The sequence below is a fragment of the Kitasatospora sp. MMS16-BH015 genome, assembly GCF_002943525.1.
GTDB lineage: Bacteria > Actinomycetota > Actinomycetes > Streptomycetales > Streptomycetaceae > Kitasatospora.
In genome coordinates, this window is the sequence record NZ_CP025394.1 from 5,404,452 (window position 1) to 5,423,404 (window position 18,953).

At 73.6% G+C, this 18,953-nt stretch carries 14 protein-coding genes and 1 riboswitch; of the genes, 11 read left to right on the top strand and 3 right to left on the bottom strand.

From position 1 onward, the window contains the following. Positions 1–691: 691 nt before the first annotated feature. Positions 692–4,306: a transcription-repair coupling factor gene (gene mfd, locus CFP65_RS23430; protein WP_104818038.1), complete on the top strand. Its 3,615-nt coding sequence runs from the start codon at positions 692–694 to the stop codon at positions 4,304–4,306. A gap of 142 nt (positions 4,307–4,448) precedes the next feature. Here mfd and CFP65_RS41150 read toward each other — a convergent pair whose 3' ends face one another. After that, positions 4,449–5,027, bottom strand: a complete 579-nt coding sequence (locus tag CFP65_RS41150) for a DUF4352 domain-containing protein (protein WP_104818039.1) — start codon at positions 5,025–5,027, stop codon at positions 4,449–4,451. 178 nt (positions 5,028–5,205) lie between these two features. Here CFP65_RS41150 and CFP65_RS23440 point away from each other — a divergent pair, with 178 nt between their 5' ends. Next, on the top strand, positions 5,206–7,296 hold the full coding sequence (locus tag CFP65_RS23440; RefSeq protein ID WP_174805566.1) for an N-6 DNA methylase: 2,091 nt from the start codon (positions 5,206–5,208) through the stop codon (positions 7,294–7,296). On the opposite strand, the gene CFP65_RS23445 is transcribed toward CFP65_RS23440, so the two are convergent. Next, a complete protein-coding gene (locus CFP65_RS23445) occupies positions 7,284–7,571 on the bottom strand; it encodes a hypothetical protein (RefSeq protein WP_104818040.1) in 288 nt (95 codons plus the stop codon). The genes CFP65_RS23440 and CFP65_RS23445 overlap by 13 nt on opposite strands. Positions 7,572–7,782: 211 nt before the next feature. On the opposite strand from CFP65_RS23445, the gene CFP65_RS39825 reads away from it, so the two are divergent. From CFP65_RS39825 to CFP65_RS23465, 5 genes are all read left to right on the top strand, one after another. Beyond that, complete coding sequence (locus CFP65_RS39825; RefSeq protein ID WP_168219564.1) at positions 7,783–8,313, top strand: hypothetical protein; 531 nt, start codon at positions 7,783–7,785, stop codon at positions 8,311–8,313. Continuing rightward, positions 8,310–10,001, top strand: a complete 1,692-nt coding sequence (locus tag CFP65_RS23450) for a serine/threonine-protein kinase (protein ID WP_305778259.1) — start codon at positions 8,310–8,312, stop codon at positions 9,999–10,001. The genes CFP65_RS39825 and CFP65_RS23450 overlap by 4 nt, the downstream gene beginning before the upstream one ends. 61 nt (positions 10,002–10,062) lie before the next feature. Continuing rightward, on the top strand, positions 10,063–11,772 hold the full coding sequence (locus CFP65_RS23455; protein ID WP_104818041.1) for a serine/threonine-protein kinase: 1,710 nt from the start codon (positions 10,063–10,065) through the stop codon (positions 11,770–11,772). A gap of 400 nt (positions 11,773–12,172) precedes the next feature. Continuing rightward, the gene (locus CFP65_RS23460; protein ID WP_104818042.1) at positions 12,173–12,808 is read left to right on the top strand and encodes a SurA N-terminal domain-containing protein; all 636 of its coding nucleotides are present in this window, start codon (positions 12,173–12,175) and stop codon (positions 12,806–12,808) included. Between the two features lie 123 nt (positions 12,809–12,931). Continuing rightward, positions 12,932–13,942, top strand: a complete 1,011-nt coding sequence (locus CFP65_RS23465) for a MazG family protein (protein WP_104818043.1) — start codon at positions 12,932–12,934, stop codon at positions 13,940–13,942. On the opposite strand, the gene CFP65_RS23470 is transcribed toward CFP65_RS23465, so the two are convergent. After that, positions 13,897–14,328, bottom strand: a complete 432-nt coding sequence (locus CFP65_RS23470; protein ID WP_104818044.1) for an SDR family NAD(P)-dependent oxidoreductase — start codon at positions 14,326–14,328, stop codon at positions 13,897–13,899. The two genes, CFP65_RS23465 and CFP65_RS23470, sit on opposite strands and share 46 nt — an antisense overlap. 155 nt (positions 14,329–14,483) lie before the next feature. On the opposite strand from CFP65_RS23470, the gene CFP65_RS23475 reads away from it, so the two are divergent. The 4 genes from CFP65_RS23475 (at position 14,484) to CFP65_RS23490 (ending at position 18,942) form a co-directional block, all read left to right on the top strand. Then, a complete protein-coding gene (locus CFP65_RS23475; RefSeq protein WP_104818045.1) occupies positions 14,484–15,755 on the top strand; it encodes a cytochrome P450 in 1,272 nt (423 codons plus the stop codon). 189 nt (positions 15,756–15,944) lie between these two features. Further along, positions 15,945–16,126: riboswitch (cyclic di-AMP (ydaO/yuaA leader) on the top strand. A gap of 1 nt (position 16,127) precedes the next feature. Beyond that, the gene (locus CFP65_RS42180) at positions 16,128–16,970 is read left to right on the top strand and encodes a transglycosylase family protein (protein WP_104818046.1); all 843 of its coding nucleotides are present in this window, start codon (positions 16,128–16,130) and stop codon (positions 16,968–16,970) included. Between the two features lie 156 nt (positions 16,971–17,126). Further along, positions 17,127–18,413, top strand: coding sequence for a phosphopyruvate hydratase (gene eno / locus CFP65_RS23485; protein WP_104818047.1), 1,287 nt, complete (start codon positions 17,127–17,129; stop codon positions 18,411–18,413). A gap of 88 nt (positions 18,414–18,501) precedes the next feature. Continuing rightward, complete coding sequence (locus CFP65_RS23490) at positions 18,502–18,942, top strand: septum formation initiator family protein (RefSeq protein WP_104818048.1); 441 nt, start codon at positions 18,502–18,504, stop codon at positions 18,940–18,942. The last annotated feature ends 11 nt before the right edge of the window (positions 18,943–18,953 follow it).

The window sequence follows — 18,953 nt, forward strand, 5'->3', positions numbered from 1 at the left end:
ACCGCTTATCGGCCCGCCCGGGGTGAGCTGCGTCACGCTCCGGCGCGAGGGTCGGGGGTGCGCGCCGGTACCGGCCCGGATATTTGGCATGTACGGGTGGCGATTCGGAAATGCCCGGTCGCATACGGGCGGTCGGAGCCCGGAATCCGGCCGGGCCGCATTTCGTGAATCGGTTCGAATGCCAGACCTCGGCAGCGGCGCGGCGGATTCGGCCGGGCTGCCCGGGCGGCGGAGCCGCAGGTCGGTGGTGGTGTCGGCCAGGTGTCGTGGCGCCCGCCAGGAAAGGGCGCCACGACTCCCGGCGAATGGGCAGGGCGCCCCCACCCAGGGCCGCCCGGCCTTGTGCACTCCGACCCCCATCGGGGTGCACCTTGCTCCGTCGCAGCCATCCCCCACGGTTGGGTGCGGCGGGCACGAACACCATCTTGCACGCCGACCATGGACGGACAGTGACAGGAGTATGTCCACTTCGTGTGATCCGAAATTCGTCCCGGCGCGGATCCCGGCACGGCCTCGGTGCCCCGGGCGGCCGACGGGCGCGGCGGGCACCGGCCCCGCTCTCCACCCCAGGGTCGGTCCTGCGGCGTAGGCTGGAGACCCCCCGGGCGCAGTGCGTGCCGGGCCGTTCGCGTTGCCCGGCCGGTCAGTCGGCGCCTGGGCACCTCCAGCCACGGGACGAAGAAGAGACTCGATGAGCCTTGCCGGACTGCTCGATGTCGTCGTACGGGACGCCGCCCTCACCGAGGCGATCGAGGCGGCGGCCACCGGCCACCGCCCGCACCTCGACCTGGTCGGCCCGCCCGCCGCGCGGCCGTTCGTGGTAGCCGCGCTGGCCCGTTCGCTGGCCCGGGAGGCCGGCGAGAGTGGCCGGCCCGTCCTCGCGGTGACCGCCACCGGCCGGGAGGCGGAGGACCTGGCGGCGAGCCTGCGCTCGCTGCTGCCGCCGGACGCGGTGGCCGAGTACCCGGCCTGGGAGACGCTGCCGCACGAGCGGCTCTCGCCCCGCTCGGACACCGTCGGCCGCCGGCTCGCGGTGCTGCGCCGGATCGTGCACCCCAGGGCGGACGACCCGGCCGCCGGGCCGGTGCAGGTGATCGTGGCGCCGGTCCGCTCGGTGCTCCAGCCGCAGGTCAAGGGGCTGGCGGAGCTGGAGCCGGTCGCGCTGCAGCGCGGCGAGCAGCACGACCTCGACGCGGTGGCCCGGCGGCTGGCGGCTGCCGCGTACGCCCGGGTCGAGCTGGTGGAGAAGCGCGGCGAGTTCGCCGTGCGCGGCGGCATCCTGGACGTCTTCCCGCCCACCGAGGAGCACCCGCTGCGGGTGGAGTTCTGGGGCGACGAGGTCGAGGAGATCCGGTACTTCAAGGTGGCCGACCAGCGCTCGCTGGAGATCGCCGAGCACGGGGTCTGGGCGCCGCCCTGCCGGGAGCTGCTGCTCACCGAGGAGGTGCGGGCCCGGGCCGCCGCGCTGGCGGAGCGCCACCCGGAGCTGGGCGAGATCCTGGACAAGATCGCCCAGGGCATCGCCGTGGAGGGCATGGAGTCGCTCGCCCCCGTCCTGGTGGACGACATGGAACTGCTGATGGACGTGCTCCCGATCGGGTCCGTCGCGGTGGTCTGCGACCCCGAGCGGGTCCGCACCCGGGCCGCCGATCTGGTGGCGACCAGTCAGGAGTTCCTGCACGCCTCCTGGGTGGCCGCGGCCGCCGGCGGCGACCGGCCGATCGACCTGGAGACCATCGACGTCTCGGCCGCGTCGCTCCGCTCGCTGGCCGAGGTGCGCGAGCACGCGGCCGAGATCGGGCTGCCCTGGTGGTCGGTGAGCCCGTTCGCGACCAGCGACTCGGCCCTCGACGGCCCGCTGGAGTTCGACGCCTCGACCCTGACGCTCGGCATGCACGCCGTGGAGGCGTACCGGGGCGACACCGCGCGGGCGATCGCCGACGCCAAGGAGCGGCTGGCCGCCGACTGGCGGGTGGTCATGGTGACCGAGGGCCACGGCCCGGCCAGCCGGCTGGCCGAGCTGCTCGGCAACGAGGGCATCCCGGCCCGGCTGGTCGCCGACCTGACCGAGCCGCCGACCCGGGACGTGGTCTACGTCTCCTGCGGCTCGATCGAGCACGGCTTCGTCGACGAGACGCTCAAGCTCACCGTGGTCACCGAGACCGACCTCTCCGGCCAGAAGTCCTCCACCAAGGACATGCGCCGGATGCCGTCCCGCCGCCGCAACGCCGTGGACCCGCTGGCCCTGCAGGCCGGCGACTACGTGGTGCACGAGGCGCACGGCGTGGGCCGGTACGTGGAGATGGTGCAGCGCACCGTGCAGGGCGCGACCCGCGAGTACCTGGTGCTCGAGTACGCCCCGGCGAAGAAGGGCCACCCCGGCGACCGGCTCTTCGTGCCCACCGACCAGCTCGACCAGGTGACCAAGTACGTCGGCGGCGAGGCCCCGACCCTGCACCGGCTCGGCGGCGCGGACTGGGCCAAGACCAAGCAGCGGGCCAAGAAGGCCGTCAAGGAGATCGCCGCCGACCTGATCAAGCTCTACTCGGCCCGGATGGCGGCCCCCGGCCACACCTTCGGCCCGGACACCCCCTGGCAGCGCGAGCTGGAGGACGCCTTCCCGTACGCGGAGACGCCCGACCAGCTGACCACCATCGCCGAGGTCAAGTCGGACATGGAGAAGTCCGTCCCGATGGACCGCCTGATCTGCGGCGACGTCGGCTACGGCAAGACCGAGATCGCGGTGCGGGCCGCCTTCAAGGCCGTCCAGGACGGCAAGCAGGTGGCCGTGCTGGTGCCGACCACGCTGCTGGTGCAGCAGCACTTCTCCACCTTCGCCGAGCGGTACGCCAACTTCCCGGTGAACGTGAAGGCGTTGTCGCGGTTCCAGACCGACGCCGAGGCGAAGGCCGTGCTGGAGGGCCTGTTCGAGGGCTCGGTGGACGTGGTGATCGGCACCCACCGGCTGTTCTCCAGCGAGACCCGGTTCAAGGACCTCGGGCTGGTGATCGTCGACGAGGAGCAGCGCTTCGGCGTCGAGCACAAGGAGCAGTTGAAGAAGCTGCGGGCCAACGTGGACGTGCTGACCATGTCGGCCACCCCGATCCCGCGCACCCTGGAGATGGCCGTCACCGGCATCCGCGAGATGTCCACCATCACCACCCCGCCGGAGGAGCGGCACCCGGTGCTGACCTTCGTCGGCCCCTACGACGAGAAGCAGATCTCGGCGGCGATCCGGCGCGAACTGCTCCGCGAGGGCCAGGTCTTCTACATCCACAACCGGGTGGAGTCGATCGACAAGGCGGCGGCCCGGCTGAAGGACCTGGTGCCCGAGGCGCGGATCGCCACCGCGCACGGGCAGATGGGGGAGAGCCAGCTGGAGAAGGTGGTGGTCGACTTCTGGGAGAAGGAGTTCGACGTGCTGGTCTCCACCACGATCGTCGAGTCCGGCATCGACATCTCCAACGCCAACACGCTCATCGTCGAGCGCGGTGACACCTTCGGCCTCTCCCAGCTGCACCAGCTGCGCGGGCGGGTCGGCCGCGGGCGCGAGCGCGGGTACGCGTACATGCTCTACCCGCCGGAGAAGCCGCTGACCGAGACCGCCCACGAGCGGCTGGCCACCATCGCCCAGCACACCGAGATGGGCGCCGGCATGTACGTGGCGATGAAGGACCTGGAGATCCGCGGCGCGGGCAACCTGCTCGGCGGCGAGCAGTCCGGGCACATCGCGGGCGTCGGCTTCGACCTCTACATGCGGATGGTCGGCGAGGCCGTGGCCGAGTTCCGGGACTCGCTGGCGAGCGGGGGTGCGGCGCCGGAGGAGGAGCCGCTGGAGGTGAAGATCGAGCTGCCCGTGGACGCCCACGTGCCGCACGACTACGCCCCTGGCGAGCGGCTGCGCCTGCAGGCGTACCGCTCGATCGCGGCGGTCAACTCCGAGGAGGACATCGCGCAGGTCCGCGAGGAGCTCAAGGACCGGTACGGCAAGCTGCCGGAGGCGGTGGAGAACCTGCTGATGGTGGCCGGGCTGCGGCTCTACGCCCGCCGCTGCGGGATCTCGGACATCACCCTGCAGGGCTCGAACGTCCGGTTCGGGCCGGTGGAGCTGCGGGAGTCGCAGGAGCTGCGGCTGAACCGGCTCTACCCGCGCAGCCAGGTCAAGGCGACGGCGCGTCAGGCGCTGGTGCCCCGGCCGGGCAGCGGGCGGATCGGCAGCAAGCCGCTGGTCGGGCGGGAGCTGCTGCAGTGGTGCACCGAGTTCCTGACCACGATCTTCGACGATCTGGCGGGGGCGAAGAAGTAGTTCTCAGTGTTCTGCAGGACGGCGGCGGTCTCGGGGTGTTCCCCGGGGCCGCCGCTTCGTCGTGTGACGCCTCTGTTCACAGCGGACGGGACGTCTCTGTTCACAGCGGGGGCGGTGGGCTGCGCAGCAGGGGCGGTGCGGCTCACAGGGTCCACTGGCCGGTCTGCTGGGCGAAGCCGCTGTCCAGCGCGAACTGGACCTTGCTCGGCTTGGCGTCGGCCGGCACCTCGAAGGTGACGAAGCCGAGGGCGCTCTCGCCGGAGGCGATGGCGGCGGGCACCTGGAAGGCCGGGCCGGCCTTGGTGTCGGCCACCGTCGCGCCGTAGGCCTGGCCCTGGGCGTCGATCAGCTTGGCGCTGTTCTGCGGGGCGTCGTTGTAGCCCTTGGCGCCGGTGGCCTTGATCCGGAACTGCACCGCGACGAAGCGCTTGCCGTCGGCGGGCTTGGTGAACTCGTCGGCCCCCTCGGCGTTGTCGGTCAGCTTCACCACGGTGACGTCGGCGGTGTTGCCCGCCTCGGTGCCCTTGAGGCCGATGGTGTCGCCCAGCTTGGCGGCCGAGCTCTTGGCCGGCGCGGCGGAGCCCTTGGCGGTGCCGGCCGCCCCGGCGGCGGGGGCGGTGGTCTTGGCGGTGGTGGAGACCGAGGAGTCGGTCGGGCCGCAGGCGGTGGCGCCCAGGGTGACGAGGGCGGCGGTGAGCAGCAGGGCGGCGGTACGGCGCATGGCGATGGCTCCTTGGACGGTCCGGCTCGCCGGGCGTTCCCGGCGATGCATTGATCACACCATCGACTGTGAACGGTGTCAACGGTAATTCATGAAACTGCTCTGTTCACATGTGAACGTGCCGGTCGGGCGTGCTGGCTATGCTGTGTGGTCACAGACCGCGCAGAGGAGCCGCCAGATGCCGGACCGCCCCGAGGTGACCGCCGTCGAGATCGCCCGCCTGGCCGGGGTGGGCCGTGCCGCCGTGAGCAACTGGCGCCGCCGCCACCCCGACTTCCCGCGCCCGGTCGGCGGCACCGACAGCAGCCCGACCTTCCGGCTCGACCAGGTCGAGGGCTGGCTGCGCGCCCAGGGCAAGCTCGCCGAACTCCCGCTGCTCGAACGCGTCTGGCAGCTCCTGGAGACCGTCCGTGACCCGGCCGGCCACCCCGCCGCCCCGCTGGTCGGCGCCGGGGCCCTCCTGCTGTTGCACCACCGCGAACTCACCAGCTGGGCCGTGCTCGCCGCCGAGGACGACACCCGGGTGGCCACCGCCCTCCCGCGTACCCTGGCCCGCTTCACCACCCGGGTGCTCGGCCCGGCGGCCACCGAACTGCTCGCCCTCCCCGGCCTGCTCGGCGGCACCGAGACCGAGCTCGCCCGCCGCCTCGCCGAACTGGCGCACACCCACGGCGCCCCCGCCGCCTACGAGCAGCTGCTCACCCGCTATGCCGAGGCCAACACCCGCCAGCTCAGCCCCACCCCGCCCGAGGCCGCCGCCCTGCTGGCGGCGCTGGCCGAGGGCGCCGAGAGCGTGCTCGACCCTGCCTGTGGCCTGGCCGACCTGCTGCTCGCCGTGCCGCCCGCCACCCCCCGGTACGCCCAGGAGCTCGACCCCGTCCTGGCCGCCCTGGCCCTCCTCCGGCTCGCCCTGCACGCCCCCCTGGACGCGGCCGAGCCGCTCGCCCTCACCGTCCGCCCCGGCGACTCGCTCCGGGCCGACGCCCACCCCGGCCTCGCCGCCGGCGCCGTGCTCTGCCAGCCCCCGTACAACGAGCGCGACTGGGGCTACGAGGAGCTCCAGTACGACCCGCGCTGGCCCGCCGGGCAGCTGCCCCCGCGCGGCGAGTCCGAACTCGCCTGGGTGCTGCACTGCCTGGCCCGCACCCGCCCCGGCGGCACCACCGCCCTGCTGCTGCCGCCCACGGTCGCCTCCCGCCGGGCCGGCCGCCGCATCCGGGCCGAGCTGCTGCGCTCCGGCGCGCTGCGCGCCGTGGTCGCGCTGCCGGCCGGCGCCGCGCCGCCGTACGGCGTGCCGCTCCACCTCTGGGTGCTGCGCCGCCCCGAGCCGGGCGACGAATTCCGCCATGTCCTGCTGCTCGACGCGGGCGCCGGCACCGAGGGCGGCCGGGAGCGGATCAACTGGCCCGAGCTGCGGGCCACCGTCACCGAGGGCTGGCGGGCCTTCGACACCGCCGCCCGCACCGGCGCTCCGCTGCCCGCCGACCGCCCCGGCCGCTCCCGTGCCGTCCCGGCGATCGACCTGCTCGACGAGGAGACCGACCTCTCCCCGGCCCGCCACCTCCCCCCGCCCGCCCGCACCGGTGGCCTCGGCCACCTCAGGGCCCGGCTGGCCGAACTCCTGGACGCCCTGGGCGATCCGGCCACCGCCCTCCCCGAACTCGACGGCCCGGCCCGCCCGGAGGCCGTCCCGACCGTCACCCTCGGCGAACTCCTCCGCAGCGGCGCCCTGGAACTCCACTCGGCCGGGGCCGGTGCCCCCACCGGCGGCAGCTCCGGCATCCGCGTGCTCGACGGCCAGGAGCTGGCCGCCGGCACACCCCCCACCGCCCACCTCGCGCCCGACGCGGCCGAACCCCCCGTGCTGGCCCGCCCCGGCGACGTCCTGGTGTACGCCCTGGGCAGCGCCACCGCCCGCACCGTCCGCCCCGGCGGCCCCTACGACGGCATCGCCCCGGGGCGCCAGCTCCACCTGCTGCGCCCCGACCCCACCGCCCTCGACCCCGACTTCCTGGCCGGCCAGCTCCGCTCCACCGCCGTCACCCGCCGCGCCGCCAGCCACGCCTCCACCACCACCCGCCTCGACCTCCGCCGAGCCGAGATCCCCCGTCTCCCCCTCCCCGCCCAGCAGGCCCTCGGTGCCACCTTCGCCCGCATCGCCGCCTACGAGGAGACCCTCCGCCAGGCGGCGGCGGTGGGTGCCCTCCTGGCCCAGGAGCTCACCGACTCCCTGGCCGGATCAAGGGGTTCGGTCGCTCACGGGATGTAGACACTTGAACCGAACGGGAAGGTGTCCGAATTGCCGGGCCACACCTTGCCGTTCTCCGGGCCGGTGCAGTCGTCGTTGCCGTAGACGGTGACCACTTGATCCGTCTGGTTGTCGACCTCCGTCGGCGACTCCGGCGAGTTGTAGCAACCGGACGGCTCCTGGATGGCCTGGCCGTTGAGGATGATCGCGCCGCTGGCAGCGTTGGCGCTGGTGGTGGTCAGGCAGAGGGTGACGGTGGCCAGCACGATGCCGGCGGCGCGCAGCACGCGGTTCAAGGGTCCTCCTGGTCAACGGAGTTGGTGGCGAACTCGCCGTAGCAGTGGTTCCCGTGCAAACCATCCCGATAACCACCCGTTCGGGTGAGTCGGCCCCGGGCAGTGGTCTCACCCCGACCCGGTGCCGAGCCGGAGCACCGACTCACCTGCTGTTCCGTCCCGCATGGCTGTACCGTTTCCCCGGGGATCCGAGCTGGCAGGGGGAGGCGGCGTGACGAGTGGTGGCCGGTTGGGGTGGCCGGGCCGGTTGGTGTGCTGCCTGGTGCCGCTGCTGACGCTCGGGATGGCCGGGTTGGTGCCCTCGCTGGTGCTGGCCGTGCGGCGGCGCCGGCCGTCGGACGTGGCCTGGGCGGTGGTGTTCGGCCTGCTCCAGCTCGGGGTGTACGTGGCCCTCGGGCTGGTGCCCGACAACTCCCACGGCGCCGCCAGCGTGCTGGCCGGCTGCGCCGTGATCGTCCTCTGGCTGCTCGCCCCCGTGCACTACCTGATCATGGACCGGGCCCGGTTCTGGCCCCAGCCGAAGGTGCAGTTCACCCCCGCTCTCGCCCCCGCCCCCGCCCCCGCTTACGGATATCCGCCCTACCAGGCCCCGGTCGCCGGCTACGGGCCGCTGCCCGGCTACGGGCCGCCGCCCGGCTACGGCCCCCCGGCGCAGCGCCCCGCCGACGAGGAGCTGCAGCAACTCGGCGAGCTGCTGCGGCGTCAGGTCCGCGAGGGTGACGGCCACGGCGGCGGCCGGTGAGCTCCGCCCCGCGCGTCATCGACGGCCGCTACCGCCTCGCCGAGAAGATCGGCCACGGCGGCATGGGCCAGGTCTGGGCCGCGTACGACGAGCGCCTCGACCGCCGGGTGGCGGTCAAGCTGCTCCGCACCGACCGCCTGCTGGCGGCCACCACCGGCCGGGTGACCGGCAGCCACGGGGAGGAGCTGCGCCGCCGCTTCCTGCGCGAGTGCCGGATCACGGCCGCGCTGGACCACCCGGGGCTGGTCACCGTGCTGGACGCGGGGGAGGAGCGGGGTGAGCTCTACCTGGTGATGCAGCGGATCCCCGGGCTGAGCCTGGCGGATCTGCTGGCCGAGCAGCAGCCGTTCCCGATCGAGGCGGCGGTGGCCGTGGCCGCGCAGATCTGCGCGGCCCTCGCCGTGGTGCACGCGGTGCCGGTGGTGCACCGGGATCTGAAGCCGAGCAATGTGATGGTCCGCCAGGACGGCCGGGTGGTGGTGCTCGACCTCGGGATCGCCACCGCGCTGGACGCCGACACCACCCGGCTGACCATGACCGGCGCGCCCGTCGGCAGCCCCACCTACATGGCGCCGGAGCAGGTGCTCTCCGCCGTGGCCGACCCGCGCAGCGACCTCTACGCGCTGGGGTGCATGCTGCACGAGATGCTGGCCGGCGAGGCGCCGTTCCGGGCGCCCACCGCGATCGGCCTGCTGCACCGGCACATCGGCGAGGCCCCGCCCTCGGTCCGGGAGTTCCGCCCCGAGGTGCCCGAGTGGCTGGCCCGGCTGGTGCTCGACCTGCTCGCCAAGCGGCCGGACGACCGTCCGGCCGGCGTCCAGCAGGTGTACCAGCGGCTGCTGCCGCTGCTCCCCTCCTCGTCGGGCACGCCGCAGCCCCGGTTCGGCGGCCTGCCCGACCCGACCGCCCCCTACCGGTACCCGCACCAGCCGGACCCCGCCACGGGCGCGACCCCGCCGCCGCCCCCCGCACCGGCGTTGCCGCCCCAGCCCGCCCAGGCCCCGCCCGCTCCCGCTCCCGCTCGACCCGCCCAGCCCTCGCCCGCCCAGCCCTCGCCCGCCCAGGCCCAGGCGGCTTCGGCCCAGGACCTCACGGTCGCCTGCGCCGAGCTCGCCGACCTGGTCGCGGCCCGGCGCAACGCCGAGGTGATCGACCTCGCGGCCCGGCTGCTGCCCCGCGCCGAGGCTGGGCTCGGGCCCGCCGCGCCGCCGGTGCGGACCATCCGGGCGATCTACGCCCGCACCCTGCTGCAGGAGCGGCAGTACCGGGTGGCACTGCCCGAGTACCACCGGCTGGCCGCCGCGGAGGAGGCCGAACTCGGGCCGCAGCACCCCTCGGTGCTCGACCACCGCCGCAACGCGGCGCTCTGCCTGGAGCACCTGGGGCAGACGGCGGAGGCACTGGCCGAGTACCGCCAGCTGCTCACCCGGTGGGGCGCCCACGGCCCGGAGACCGACCAGCTCTTCGAACTCCGCGAGAAGATCGGCCTGTTGACGGCCGCCGCCGGCGATCTCGAAGGCGCCTGGCAGGGGCTGGTCCAACTGCTCTTCGACCGCGAGCGCCGCCTCGGCCCGCACCACCCCGAGGTCCGCCGCCTGCGCCAGACCCTCGACCAGCTCAACAGCCACCGCACCACCACCGCCCCGACCCGCCGCCCCCTGCCGGGAAATCCGTACGCGGTGGGGTAGTCCCCCTCACCGCTCAGTACGCTGACCAGTCGACAACCGAGCGACGAAGCGGGGGAGCGGAGTGGCGGAGCAGGGGCAGCCCGGGCGGCTGGTCGCGGGGCGGTACCGGCTGGTGGCCGAGCTCGGGGCCGGTGGGTTCGGGCGAGTCTGGCGGGCGCTGGACGAGACGTTGCGGGTGGAGGTGGCCGTCAAGGAGGTGTGGCTGCCCCCGGCCGGTTCGCCGGCCGACCACGCCGACCGGCTGGCCCGGGCCCAGCGGGAGGGGCGCAACGCCGCCGCGCTCCGCGACCATCCGGGGATCGTCGCCGTGCACGACGTGGTGGTCGAGGGCGAGGCGCCCTGGATCGTCATGCAACTCGTCGACGGGGTCTCGCTCCAGCGGCAGTTGGACGAGCAGGGGGCCTTCCCGGTCGAGCGGGTGGCCGCCGTGGCCCGGGCGCTGCTGTCGGCGCTCGGCGCCGCCCACGCGGCCGGGATCACCCACCGCGACGTGAAGCCGGCCAACGTGCTGGCCGCCGTCGACGGCCGGCTGCTGCTCACCGACTTCGGCATCGCCGTGCAGGCCGCCGACACCCGGCTGACCACCACCGGCGGCCTGATCGGTTCGCTGGAGTACCTGGCCCCCGAACGCCTGGACGGCGTGGACGACCCCGCCGGCGACCTCTACTCGCTCGGCGTGATGCTCTACCAACTGGTGGAGGGCAGTTCCCCGTTCCGCCGGGACACCCCCAGCGGCACGCTCGGCGCGGTGGTGCGCGGCGAGGCCCCGACGCCCACCCGGGCGGGCGCGCTCGAGCCGCTGATCACCGCCCTGATGCGGCGGGAGCCCGAAAGCCGCCCCACCGTGGCCGAGGCCCTGGCCATGCTCCCGGACCCGTCGGCGCCGACCCACCCGCCCACGGTGCTCGACCGGCCCGCGCCGGTGTCCGACCGTTCGGTGTCCGCCTTCGGCCGGCTGGCTCTGGACCGTCCCGAGCCCGTCCGGGACCAGGCGATACCCGTGGTGCCCCTGCTCCCGTCGGTGCCGGAGCGCACCCCGATGTCCGCCGCGGCCAAGGGCTGGCTGGCGGCCTTCGCCCTCGCGATGGCCGGCCTGGTGGTCTACCTGATCGTCAACTCCCAGCAGGACCACAGCCAGGACGACGGCGGCCAGACGTACAGCCCACCACCCGCAGCCGCCTCGACCCCCGCTGCCTCGACCCCGGCCGCCTCGACCCCGACCCCGGCCGACGACCCGAGTACGGGCGGTGCCACCCCCTCGTCCGGACCCGCCCTCGGCTCGATCCTGCCGGACAGCTTCACCTCCGAACAGGGGGCGGTCTACAAGCAGATCGCCGGGTCCGTCCACACCGAGTGCTCGGTCGGGTCGATGTCGGATGACGTGAAGAAGCTGCTCCAGAGCGACGGTTGCTCCGGCCAGGAGACCGGGAACTACCTCGCGACCCCGTCGGGCGGTGGCGGGCAGGTGCTGATCTCCGTGCAGGTCTTCAAGCTCACCGACTCCGCCGCCGCGAAGAGCTTCTACGACGGCGTCTGGCCGGCCCACCGGCCCGACGGCACCGGCGAGTTCGGCTACTGGTGCCCGAGCACCGGGCCGGCCGAGGCCCCGTGCAGCGACGGCTGGGACAAGAACGGGCTCGACGAGCGGCTGGCGCTCCGGCAGCGCTACGTGGTGCACAGCTCGGCGGGCTACCTCGACTCCGGTACGGCGCGGGACAAGTGGACGGAGGACGCGGCGCTCTCGGTGGCCAAGAAGACCGCCCTCGGCTAAGAGCGGCCGGCCTGCAGCCGGGCTCCCCGGTGCTGGGTGTGGAAGGTGTGTGGTGGGCCCAGTCCGCGCGTGGCTCCTGGGGCAGCAGGCGGTGGCCCGCCCGCAACGGGCCATCCGGCCCTCGGCGATCGCGCCGAGGCACTCGGTGAGCGGGCCATGCCGTAGTGCCCCGGGACGGCGACCCGCCAGCTTGGGGCGCGCACCCCGGCCCGGCCGACTGCGCCCCGGGTGCCCCCTGGCGGGGGTCGGGCGAACTCGCGTACAGGCGTTCGGCTTTGAGCCGTTCGGGTCAAGGTCTGGGCAAGGCGGCCCCCGGCTCCCTAGAGTCTGTTCAGATCAGGTGCACCACGGTCACCACCGACCGGCGCACCATCGGACACCAGCGCCCGGGAGGCCCCACGTGATCCGCATCAGCTCCGTCCGCCGCCGTCTCGCCGCCGCAGGCGGTGTGCTGCTCGCCACCGCCGCGCTGTCGGCCTGTGGCACCGGCCCGGCCCACCAGGGGGCGGCGGCCGTGGTGGGCGGTGAGCGGATCAGCATCGCCACCGTGGAGTCGCGGGTGGCCGAACTGCGGACGGCCGTGGCGGCCCAGCAGGGCGGCGCCCGGACGGAGCCGACCGGGCTGACCCGGCGGATGGTGGCCGAGCTGGTGCTCGACAAGGTGGTGGCCCAGGCCCTGGCCGACCGTCAACTCACCGTCACCCCGGGCGAGATCGCCGATGCCCGGGACGCCGACAGCAAGCTGCTGGGCGGCTCCGACGCGCTCGGCCGGGAGCTGCTGCTCAAGCAGGCCGTCCCGGCCGCCGGTATCGACGGCTTCTACCGCCAGCAGCTCGGCATCCAGAAGATCGCCGGCGCCGAGGGCAAGGACGCCCGCACCCCGGAGGGCGACGCCGCCGTCCGCACCGCCCTCACCACCGCCGGCGCCGAGCTCAAGGTGCAGGTCAACCCGCGCTACGGCCAGTGGGACGTCAAGCAGATCTCCCTGGTCGACGCCGCCGACGCCTGGCTCCCGCAGACCGCTGCCGCCGCCTGACGGCCGCCCGACCGCAGCCACCCGGCCCGGCCGGCCGCCGTCTGACGGCCGCCCGACCGCGGCCGTCCGCTGCTTCGCTCGGTCGAAGCTCGGTGTTCGGCTTGATCCGCTAGGTTCGGGGGCGTGGAGACTCCGAAGCTGATCCTGCTGACCACCACCCACCGGGTCGCCCCCGGCCTGCTCTCCTGGCCCGCCTGGGAGGCGCTGCGCGGGGCCGCCCGGGTGCTCGCCGCCGACCCGGCGCACCCGCAGCTCGCGGCCGTGCGCCAGGCCGGGGTCGAGGTGGAGCTGGTCGACCGCACGAGCGCCCCCGCGCTGGCCCGCCTGCTGACCGGAGCCGAGGGCGAGACCCCGGGGCACGTGGTCTGGCTGGGCAGCCCCGACGGCGACCCCGGGCTGACCGACGCGCTGGCGCGGATCGCGGTGGAGCAGGCCGGCTCGGTGCCGGAGATCGAGGTGCTGCCGGGGTCCTACGACCTGCCGGGGGCCCGGCTGCTCGACCTGGCCTCGGTGATGGACCGGCTGCGCTCGCCCGGCGGCTGCCCCTGGGACGCCGAGCAGACCCACGAGAGCCTGGTGAAGTACCTGGTCGAGGAGGCCTTCGAGCTGGTCGAGGCGATCGAGGAGGGCGACCGCGCCACGCTCCGCGAGGAGCTGGGCGACGTGCTGCTGCAGGTCTTCTTCCACGCCCGGATCGCGGAGGAGCACCCGGAGGACCCGTTCTCGGTGGACGACGTGGCCGGGGACATCGTGGAGAAGCTGATGTACCGCCACCCGCACGTCTTCGGCGACGTGGACGCCACCGGCACGGCCGAGGTCGAGGCGAACTGGGAGGAGCTCAAGCAGGCCGAGAAGCAGCGGGAGTCGGTGCTCGACGGGGTGCCCGCCGGGCTGCCCGCGCTGGCGTACGCGGCCAAGCTGGTCTCCCGGGTGCGCCGGGCGGGCTTCACCGGGGTGCCGGACGCGCCGTACGAGCTGCCCGCCGAGCTGACGGCCCAGACGGCCGGCGCGCTGCTGCTGGCCGTCGCGCAGCGGGCGCACGACGCCGGGGTGGACGTGGACGCCGCGCTGCGGGGCGCAGCACGCGGCTACCGCAGGGCGGTCCGGGCGGCCGAGGGGCTGCCGGAGGAGTGACGCTGCGGGGGCACGATCTCGCCGATCGCCTCGCCGACCAGGGCGAGGAGCTCGGCCAGCGGGTCGAGGTGGCGGGGCAGCTCCTCGAGGGAGACGATCCGCTCGCCGCCCGGACCGGTGACGCAGAAGAGGTCGATCGGGCCGAGGTGCTTGGCGGCGGTGGCCACCAGTGCGGCGATGTCACTGGGCTGGTGGACGTCGCTGCACACGCCGACCACCGGGCAGCCCGGCCGGTCGAGCTCGGTGGCCAGGTCCTCGGCCACCCCCGGGTGCTGGTCGGCCACGAGCATGCCCTTGGCGCCCGCGGCGGCGAACCGGCGCGCGAGATCAGCCCCCGAACCGCCGCTGAGTACGGCGATCACCACCACGGCCCCGGCTACTCGCATGGTCTGCTCCTCCTTGAGCGACTCGCTCCGGCCGGACACCGCACTGCCGACCGAAGAGCTATCGGAGGATCGTAGGCACGCCGCGACCCCCCGCAACAGGGAATACCCGCCAGGTGACCAGGCTCACGCCTCCCGGGACCGGATACCTTCGTGACATGCCGGACACGCCCGAAACCAGCCAGCCCGCACTCTTCACCTGGGAGTTCGCCGCCGACCCCTACCCCGCCTACGCCTGGCTGCGCGAGCACGCCCCCGTGCACCGCACCACGCTGCCCAGCGGGGTGGAAGCGTGGCTGGTCACCCGGTACGCGGACGCCAAGCAGGCGCTCGCCGACGCCCGGCTCTCGAAGAACCCGGCGCACCACAGCGAGCAGGCGCACCGCACCGGCCGGGTCGGCATCCCGGGCGAGCGGCAGGCCGACCTGATGACCCACCTGCTGAACATCGACCCGCCGGACCACACCCGGCTGCGCCGACTCGTCTCGAAGGCGTTCACCCCGCGCGGGGTGGCGGCCTTCGAGCCGAGGGTGCGCCAGCTGACCGACCGGCTGATCGACGGCTTCGCCGAGCGCGGCTCGGCCGACCTGATCCACGAGCTGGCCTTCCCGCTGCCGATCTACGCGATCTGCGACCTGCTGGGCGTGCCGGAGGAGGACCAGGACGACCTGCGGGACTGGGCGGGCATGATGATCCGCCACCACGGCGGGCAGCGCGGTGGCGTCGGCCGGGCCGTGAAGAAGATCCGGGCGTACCTGCTGGAGCTGATCCACCGCAAGCGCAACGACCTCGGGGACGACCTGATCTCCGGCCTGATCCGGGCCAGTGACCACGGCGAGCACCTGACGGAGAACGAGGCCGCCGCGATGGCCTTCATCCTGCTCTTCGCCGGCTTCGAGACCACCATCAACCTGATCGGCAACGGCACCTACGCGCTGCTGCGCCACCCCGAGCAGCGCAAGCTGCTGCAGGCCTCGCTGGAGCGCGGCGAGACGGCGCTGCTGGCCACGGCGGTGGAGGAACTGCTGCGCTACGACGGGCCGGTGGAGTTGGCCACCTGGCGGTTCGCGACCACTCCGCTGACCATCGGCGGGGTGGACATCCCGGTGGGCGACCCGGTGCTGGTGGTGCTCGCGGCGGCCGACCGGGATCCGGCCAAGTTCGACCGGCCGGACGTGCTCGACCTGGCCCGGGCCGACAATCCGCACCTCGGTTTCGGCCAGGGCATCCACTACTGCATCGGCGCTCCGCTGGCCCGGCTGGAGGGGCAGTGGGCGTTGCGTTCACTGCTGACGAGACTGCCGGACCTCCAGTTGGCCGCCGAGCCCCAGGAGTTGCGCTGGCGCGGCGGGCTCATCATGCGTGGCCTGCGTGAACTTCCGGTCTCCTTCACCCCGGAGGCCACTCGCGGTGTGTCGTCCGGAGGCTGATCCGGGCGGTCCGAACACGCATCAATCCGGACATAACCCCACGGTTTGTAGGCAATCCATGACTGGCCGTAATTCCGGTGTGATGTCGGCGATATGAGCTTGTGATCTGACGTTCGCTCTGCTTACCCTCCCTGGTGTTCGCAGCTGCGGACCCCGGGGCGCGGGACGCCGAATCCTGCCCGTCGCGCCGCCGGGCACCCGACTTGACCCCGGGCAGGGGCGGAGGAACCAGGTTTGTTGCCGTCCTCCACGGCTTGGGGTGAAGCCGCGTCAGCCGAAACGTTCCGCCAAGGAGCGTCAGGCCCAGCGGCCGGGCCACCTCCCGGTCCGAACCCGACAGCTCACTTCGTAGGCGTGCGGAGAGGGAACTTCATGCTGCTTTCCGGTACCGGTCGTCACCGCCGTCGCACCCAGGCGGAGAAGGCCATCGCCGTGGCGGGCGTCGCGAGCGTCGGCCTGGCCCTGCCGCTGCTGGCCGCCACCGGCGCCCACGCCGCCTCGGTCTCGACCTGGGACAAGGTCGCCGAGTGCGAGAGCGGCGGTGACTGGGGCATCAACACCGGCAACGGCTTCTACGGTGGCCTCCAGTTCACCTCCAGCACCTGGAAGGCCTACGGCGGCGGTCAGTACGCCAATCAGGCCAACCAGGCCAGCAAGGGCCAGCAGATCGCGGTGGCCGAGAAGGTGCTCGCCTCCCAGGGCCCGGGCGCCTGGCCGGTCTGCTCCGTCAAGGCCGGTCTCAGCAAGGGCGGTTCGGCCGCCGACGTGGACACCTCCGGCGGCGGCTCGTCCGCCTCCGGCAGCTCCACCAAGTCCGCCAAGCCCGCCCCGGCGAAGCCCGCCAAGTCGGCCGAGCAGACCGAGGCCACCCCGGGCTTCCCGGGCAAGGCCGGGTACGACGCGTCCAGCGGCAAGTACTGGTACCAGAAGGACGGCGGCTGGTACTGGACCAGCCACCAGGACGTCTACCGGCAGTTCACCGCCCCCGCCCAGCAGCTGAAGCAGCAGCAGGCGGCCAAGGCTCCGGCCGAGACCCCCGCCAAGCCGGCCTCGCCGAGCCGCGGCTACACCGTCCAGGCCGGTGACACCCTGTCCGGCATCGCCCAGAGCCACCAGGTCAACGGTGGTTGGCAGACGCTCTACGGCGCCAACAAGTCCACCGTGGGCGCCGACCCGAACCTGATCATGCCGGGTCAGGTGCTCAACCTCGGCTGATCCGAGCTGCCCCGTGGCCGCCTCCCCGCCAGGTGAACTACTGGCGAGTAGGCGGCCACACGGTGAGACAGGACCAAGGTCAGCGGGGCTGCGGGCCCGGGTGCGGTTAGGCTCTGGGCGTAAGGACTCCGCCATCGTCCCCATAGGAGATGCCTCGTGCCGTCCATTGATGTCGTCGTCGCCCGCGAGATCCTCGACTCCCGCGGCAACCCCACGGTCGAGGTCGAGGTCGGCCTCGACGACGGCAGCACCGGCCGTGCCGCCGTCCCGTCCGGCGCCTCCACCGGAGCCTTCGAGGCCCTGGAGCTGCGCGACGGCGACAAGAACCGCTACTTCGGCAAGGGTGTCGAGAAGGCCGTGCTGGCCGTCATCGAGCAGATCGGCCCGGAGCTGGTCGGCTACGACGCCACCGAGCAGCGCCTGATCGACCAGGCCATGCTCGACCTGGACGCCACCCCGGACAAGTCCTCGCTCGGCGCCAACGCGATCCTCGGCGTCTCGCTCGCCGTGGCGCACGCCGCCTCCGAGGCCAGTGACCTGCCGCTGTTCCGCTACCTCGGCGGCCCCAACGCGCACGTGCTGCCCGTCCCGATGATGAACATCCTCAACGGTGGGTCGCACGCCGACTCCAACGTCGACATCCAGGAGTTCATGATCGCCCCGATCGGCGCGGAGTCCTTCTCCGAGGCCGTCCGCTGGGGCGTCGAGGTCTACCACACGCTCAAGGGCGTGCTGAAGGAGCGCGGCCTCTCCACCGGCCTGGGCGACGAGGGCGGCTTCGCGCCGAACCTCGACTCCAACCGCGAGGCCCTCGACCTCATCACCGAGGCCATCAAGAAGGCCGGTTACACCCCGGGCAAGGACGTCGCGCTGGCCCTGGACGTGGCCGCCTCCGAGTTCCACAAGGACGGCGCCTACCAGTTCGAGGGCAAGGCCCTGTCGGCCGGCGAGCTGATCGACTACTACGCCGACCTGGTCGCCAACTACCCGCTGGTCTCCATCGAGGACCCGCTGAACGAGGAGGACTGGGACGGCTGGAAGGCCATGACCGACCGCCTCGGCGACAAGGTCCAGCTGGTCGGCGACGACCTGTTCGTCACCAACCCGGCCCGCCTGGCCCGCGGCATCGAGAGCGGCACCGCCAACTCGATGCTGGTGAAGGTCAACCAGATCGGTTCGCTGACCGAGACCCTGGACGCCGTCGAGCTGGCCCAGCGCAACGGCTACCGCTGCATGATGTCGCACCGCTCCGGCGAGACCGAGGACGTCACCATCGCCGACCTCGCCGTCGCCACCAACTGCGGCCAGATCAAGACCGGCGCCCCGGCCCGCTCCGAGCGCGTCGCCAAGTACAACCAGCTGCTGCGCATCGAGGAGATCCTCGACGACGCCGCCGAGTACGCGGGTCGCGGCGCCTTCCCGCGCTTCCGCTACGAGGGCTGATCACCCGAGCACGCCTGACCGGTGCCCCGGCGCTCACCCCGTAGGGTGGGGGCCGGGGCACCGGTGCGACTGGAGGAGGGGCGACGAGATGGCCAAGTGGAGGATCCCGGGTCTGGTGGCGCGCCCGCGCTTCACCAGCCGCGCGACCGTGCTGGTGCTCGTGCTCTGCTCCCTGGTCGCGATCCTCGCCTACCCGACCCGGCAGTTCATCGCGCAGCGGTCCCAGATCGCCGCCCAGCGCGCCAAGGCCGAGCAGGCCCGGCAGCAGGTCGACGCGCTGAGCCGCGAGCGGGCCCGCTGGCAGGACCCGGCGTACGTGCGCACCCAGGCCCGGGAGCGGCTGCACTACGCGCTGCCCGGCGAGACCTCCTTCGTCTCGGTCGACCCCACCCCCGCCGCGAAGTCCGGCGCCGCGCCGGCCGCGAAGGCCAAGGCCGCCGCCCAGCCCTGGTACACCAGCGTCTGGGAGTCGGTCGACGAGGCCGACGCCGCCCAGGCCCGCCCCACCCCCGCCCCTGCCCCCCGCTAGAGACAGCTCCC

Bases quoted from the DNA above. Each gene is read 5' to 3' on its own strand.
- CFP65_RS42180 (WP_104818046.1), top strand. From the start codon at position 16,128: ATGCTGCTTTCCGGTACCGGTCGTCACCGCCGTCGCACCCAGGCGGAG.
- CFP65_RS23440 (WP_174805566.1), top strand. From the start codon at position 5,206: ATGCCGGACCGCCCCGAGGTGACCGCCGTCGAGATCGCCCGCCTGGCC.
- CFP65_RS23490 (WP_104818048.1), top strand. From the start codon at position 18,502: ATGGCCAAGTGGAGGATCCCGGGTCTGGTGGCGCGCCCGCGCTTCACC.
- CFP65_RS23475 (WP_104818045.1), top strand. From the start codon at position 14,484: ATGCCGGACACGCCCGAAACCAGCCAGCCCGCACTCTTCACCTGGGAG.
- mfd (WP_104818038.1), top strand. From the start codon at position 692: ATGAGCCTTGCCGGACTGCTCGATGTCGTCGTACGGGACGCCGCCCTC.
- CFP65_RS41150 (WP_104818039.1), bottom strand. From the start codon at position 5,027: ATGCGCCGTACCGCCGCCCTGCTGCTCACCGCCGCCCTCGTCACCCTG.
- CFP65_RS23470 (WP_104818044.1), bottom strand. From the start codon at position 14,328: ATGCGAGTAGCCGGGGCCGTGGTGGTGATCGCCGTACTCAGCGGCGGT.